The organism is Streptomyces aureus (assembly GCF_001418135.1).
Classification (GTDB): Bacteria; Actinomycetota; Actinomycetes; order Streptomycetales; family Streptomycetaceae; genus Streptomyces; species Streptomyces aureus_A.
The window spans coordinates 1-4,939 of sequence record NZ_LIPQ01000317.1 but is presented as its reverse complement, the minus strand read 5'-3'; the positions used below and the strand labels follow the sequence as shown (position 1 = coordinate 4,939).

The 4,939-nt window shown below is 72.1% G+C and carries 4 protein-coding genes; 3 read left to right on the top strand and 1 reads right to left on the bottom strand.

Annotated features, from left to right (window positions below; all coding sequences use genetic code 11):
* Positions 1 to 49 precede the first annotated feature (49 nt).
* Positions 50 to 823, bottom strand: coding sequence for a hypothetical protein (locus AOK00_RS25155; RefSeq protein ID WP_055602548.1), 774 nt, complete (start codon positions 821 to 823; stop codon positions 50 to 52).
* 275 nt (positions 824 to 1,098) lie between these two features.
* Between AOK00_RS25155 and purN the strand changes: the two genes are divergently transcribed.
* The 3 genes from purN to AOK00_RS25140 all read left to right on the top strand — a co-directional run bounded on the left by purN (position 1,099) and on the right by AOK00_RS25140 (position 4,899).
* Positions 1,099 to 1,728: a phosphoribosylglycinamide formyltransferase gene (gene purN / locus AOK00_RS25150; protein ID WP_055602547.1), complete on the top strand. Its 630-nt coding sequence runs from the start codon at positions 1,099 to 1,101 to the stop codon at positions 1,726 to 1,728.
* Complete coding sequence (gene purH / locus AOK00_RS25145) at positions 1,703 to 3,268, top strand: bifunctional phosphoribosylaminoimidazolecarboxamide formyltransferase/IMP cyclohydrolase (protein ID WP_055602546.1); 1,566 nt, start codon at positions 1,703 to 1,705, stop codon at positions 3,266 to 3,268. The genes purN and purH overlap by 26 nt, the downstream gene beginning before the upstream one ends.
* A gap of 176 nt (positions 3,269 to 3,444) precedes the next feature.
* On the top strand, positions 3,445 to 4,899 hold the full coding sequence (locus AOK00_RS25140; RefSeq protein WP_055602549.1) for a DUF2079 domain-containing protein: 1,455 nt from the start codon (positions 3,445 to 3,447) through the stop codon (positions 4,897 to 4,899).
* Positions 4,900 to 4,939 lie beyond the last annotated feature (40 nt).

The window sequence follows — 4,939 nt, the reverse complement described above, 5'->3', positions numbered from 1 at the left end:
GCGCGCCCCCGCCCCCGGCGCCGTCCGCCGACCAGGGATGACCGCCGCGCTACTCCCGGACGCCGAAGCCCGCGCGCAGCGGCTTCGGCAGGAGGTCGTTGCAGGCCAGCTGGCCCGCGTGGGTGAGGGCGTCGTCACGGCACTCGTAGAAGTCGCTGTAGACGAGCTGCATGGTGAAGCCCACCGCGACGATCATCAGGGCCACGCTCGCCGCGACCAGACCGCTGATCGCGGCCGTCCGCATGGAGCGGAGCGGGGCCGCCGTGGCGCCCTGTCCCGAAGGCCGGCCCACGGGCTGCCCCGCCGCCTGTCCCGCGGGCCGGGGCGCCGATGCGGCCGGCGACTGTGATGTCGGCGCCGGCTCGTCGGCCGGCTTCGGCTTGGCGCGCAGCGAGCTGATCGCCCAGTAGACGCCCAGGGCGCCGAGCAGCAGCGCCAGTTCCGGGATCTCGAAGATGGCGAAGAAGAAGGCCCACATGCCGGCGAGGATCGCGTACCGCGCGCGACGCTGCGCCGGGTCCGTCGGGTCCCAGCGGAGCCCGCGTCCTCCGGTGCCGCCCTGGCCGGGCCCACCCTGTCCGGGTCCGCCCTCCGGCCCTCCCTGGCCGCCGCCCTGGCCCTCGGGCCCACGGCCGAAGCCGTCGTTCGAGCGGCCCGGCTGGCGCGGGCTCCAGCGGCCGTCCGACGGCCCCGACGACCCGGAGCCCCCGGACGATTCGTCGTCCGAGCCCTCCGGTCGCCGCGGCTGCCACGGCTGATCCGGCCTGCCCTCGGGCGGCGGCGCGAACGGGTTGTTGTCGTCCGTGGACTGGCGTTCCGGCATCTGCTGAACGTCTTCCCTCTGTCGTCGCGACCACGGCCGCACCCGTGGTCTCCGCTGCTGTCTCGTGTGCCGCCGTTCGTGTCTTCGACCGGTGCTGGTCGGGTGCGCGTCCGGCGTCGGACCTTGACGCTACCGCTCTGCTCCGCCCCCGTCCCGTGGGGGCCGTCCGGTGTGCCGGTATCGTTGCTGACGGTCGAGCCATTCGTAGGGTTCCCCGTATCGAGCGGCACGATTCGTTCGTACGACCGTACAAACACCACGGAAAGAGTGACCCAGTGGCTGCCGCCCGCCTCGTCGTCCTGGTCTCCGGTTCCGGTACCAATCTGCAGGCCCTCCTCGACGGCATCGCCGCGGACCCCGAGGGCTACGGCGCGGAGATCGTCGCCGTCGGCGCCGACCGCGACGGCATCGCAGGTCTGGAGCGCGCCGAGCGCGCCGGACTGCCGACCTTCGTCTGCCGGGTCAAGGACCACGCCACCCGCGAGGAGTGGGACCGCGCCCTCACCGAGGCCACCGCCGCGTACGAGCCGGATCTCGTCGTCTCGGCCGGCTTCATGAAGATCGTCGGCAAGGATTTCCTCGCCCGTTTCGGCGGCCGGGTCGTCAACACCCACCCGGCTCTGCTGCCCAGTTTTCCCGGTGCCCACGGGGTGCGCGACGCCCTCGCCTACGGCGCGAAGGTCACCGGGTGCACCGTCCACTTCGTCGACGACGGTGTCGACACCGGCCCGATCATCGCCCAGGGCGTGGTCGAGGTGCGGGACGAGGACGATGAAGCCGCTCTGCACGAGCGCATCAAGGAAGTCGAGCGCTCACTGCTCGTCGACGTCGTGGGGCGCCTCGCCCGGCACGGCTATCGCATTGAGGGACGAAAGGTTCATGTCGGTGAACACGGACACCGTTAAGCCCATCCGCCGCGCGCTGGTCAGCGTCTACGACAAGACGGGGCTCGAAGAGCTGGCCCGCGGTCTGCACGAGGCCGGTGTCGAGCTCGTCTCCACCGGCTCCACGGCCGGGAAGATCGCCGCCGCCGGTGTGCCGGTCACCAAGGTCGAGGAGCTGACCGGCTTCCCCGAGTGCCTGGACGGCCGCGTCAAGACGCTGCACCCGCGCGTGCACGCCGGCATCCTCGCCGACCTGCGCCTGGAGGACCACCGCAACCAGCTCGCCGAGCTCGGTGTGGAGCCCTTCGACCTGGTCGTCGTGAACCTGTACCCGTTCCGCGAGACCGTCGCCTCCGGCGCCACCGCGGACGAGTGCGTCGAGCAGATCGACATCGGCGGTCCGTCGATGGTCCGCGCCGCCGCCAAGAACCACCCGTCGGTGCTGGTCGTCACGGACCCGGGCGCGTACGCCGCGGTCCTTCAGGCGGTCAAGGAGGGCGGGACCAACCTGGGCCTGCGCAAGCTGTTCGCCGCCAGGGCCTTCCAGCACACCGCCGCGTACGACGTGGCCGTCGCCTCCTGGTTCGCCGGCGACTACGCGGCCGCCGACGAGTCGGGCTTCCCCGACTTCCTGGGCGCCACGTACGAGCGGAACAACGTCCTGCGGTACGGCGAGAACCCCCACCAGGGCGCCGCGCTGTACGTCGACGGCACGGGCGGCCTCGCCGAGGCCGAGCAGCTGCACGGCAAGGAGATGTCGTACAACAACTACACGGACACCGACGCCGCGCGCCGGGCCGCGTACGACCACACCGAGCCCTGCGTCGCGATCATCAAGCACGCCAACCCCTGCGGCATCGCGACCGGCGCCGACGTCGCCGAGGCCCACCGCAAGGCGCACGCCTGTGACCCGCTGTCCGCGTTCGGCGGCGTCATCGCCGTCAACCGCCCCGTCTCGGTCGCGATGGCCGAGCAGGTCGCGGAGATCTTCACCGAGGTCATCGTCGCCCCGGCGTACGAGGACGGGGCCGTCGAGGTCCTCGCCAAGAAGAAGAACATCCGTGTGCTCAAGGCGGAGGGCGCCCCGAGCAACCCGGTCGAGGTCAAGCCGATCGACGGCGGCGCGCTGCTCCAGGTCACCGACCGCCTCCAGGCCGAGGGCGACGACCCGGCGAACTGGACCCTGGCGACGGGCGAGGCCCTGTCCGCGGCGGAGCTCGCCGAGCTCGCCTTCGCCTGGAAGGCCTGCCGCGCGGTCAAGTCCAACGCGATCCTGCTCTCCAAGGACGGCGCCTCGGTCGGCGTCGGCATGGGCCAGGTCAACCGCGTCGACTCCGCGAAGCTCGCGGTCGAGCGGGCGGGCGAGGAGCGGGCGCGCGGCTCCTACGCCGCCTCGGACGCCTTCTTCCCCTTCCCGGACGGCCTGGAGATCCTCACCGCGGCCGGCGTGAAGGCGGTCGTGCAGCCGGGCGGTTCGATGCGGGACGAGCTGGTGGTCGAAGCCGCGAAGAAGGCGGGCGTGACGATGTACTTCACGGGGACGCGCCACTTCTTCCACTGATCGGTGCACACAGGGCCGGGTGAACCGGTCCGCATGCGCGGCGGGCGGCCCGCCGGGACCTTTCCCGGCGGGCCGCCCCTCTCCCTGCCCGGGACCGGCCCGTGATCGATCCGCCGATCGAGTGGACTCTGGTCTAATGGGTTGCTCTTTTGTCGACCACTGGTGGTGGGGGCGTGGTGTTGGACGTACAGAACAGGTCCGCCGAGGAGGCCGACACCGGCACTCCGGGCGTCACCGGCACCGCGTCGCCGGACGGCCTCGCGCCGGCCCCGCTCCGCCCGTACCTGATCCTCGCGGGCGTCCTGTGCGGCCTGTACTTCCTCTACTCCTGGGTGCAGTACGCGCACTTCCGGACCCCGTCCTGGGACCTCGGGATCTTCGGGCAGTCCGTCCGGGCGTACGCCGAGTTCCGGGCCCCGGTCGTCGACATCAAGGGCCCCGGCTTCCACATACTCGGCGACCACTTCAGCCCCGTCACGGCGCTCCTCGCGCCCCTGTACTGGGTCTGGTCCTCGCCGGTCTCGCTGCTCTTCGCCCAGGCCGCGCTCTTCGCCCTCGGCGCGGTCGTCGTCGGCCGCACCACCCAGCAGATCCTCGGCAGCCGGGCCGCCGGCATCGGCCTCGCCCTCGCGTACGGGCTCTCCTGGGGGCTTCAGGAAGCCGTCAAGTCCGACTTCCACGAGATCGCCTTCGCCGTCCCGATGCTCGCCCTGACCTGCCGGGCCCTGCTGCTCGGGCGCTGGACCGCGGCCGCCGCCTGGGCCGCCCCGCTCGTCCTCGTCAAGGAGGACATGGGTCTGACCGTCTCGATGGTCGGTGTGGTCCTCTTCCTGAAGGGACAGAAGCGGCTCGGCGCGGCCCTGGCAGGCTTCGGCGCGGCGGCGTTCGCGCTGACCGTCCTCGTCCTGATCCCGGCGGCGAGCCGGGTCGGCGAGTACGACTACTGGTCGAAGATCGAGAAGACCGGGCAGGGCACCGAGACCTCCTTCGGGCAGGTCGTCGGCGACGCGCTCACCTCGGGCGAGCGCTGGGAGATGGTGGTCTTCCTGCTCGCGATCACCGGCTTCCTCGCCCTGCGCTCCCCGCTGATCCTGCTCGTGCTGCCCACGCTCGGCTGGCGCTTCCTCTCCCAGGACCCCAACCACTGGGGCATGCACTGGCACTACAGCGCCATCCTCATGCCGGTGGTCTTCCTGGCCCTGGTGGACGGCGTCCGTTCCGTGCGCACCTCCCCGCGCGCGTGGCTCGCCGCGTACGGGAAGGTCGTCGTCCCGGTGGCGACGGCGGTCGCGCTGGTGCTCGCCGCGAACCTGCCGCTGCGGGAGCTGACGAAGCCGGAGACGTACCGGACGGACGTCCGGGCCGAGCAGGCGCGGGCGGCGGTCGACGCGGTGCCGGAGGGCGCGAGCGTCGAGGCGGACGTCCCGCTCCTCGCCCACCTCACGGCGGACCACCGGGTCTACTGGGTCGGCACGTCGAAGGGCGCCACCCCGGACTACCTCGCCTTCGATCTGCGCGGCTGGTCGCAGCAGGTCTCGGACCCCGAGCAGCTGGCTTCGCAACTGCATCCGGAGGCGCGGTACGAGATCACCCACCGCTCGGACGGCTTCGCGGTCCTCAAGCGGGTCTGACGCGGGTCCGCCACGCCGGACATGGCTGGGGCCCGGTTCC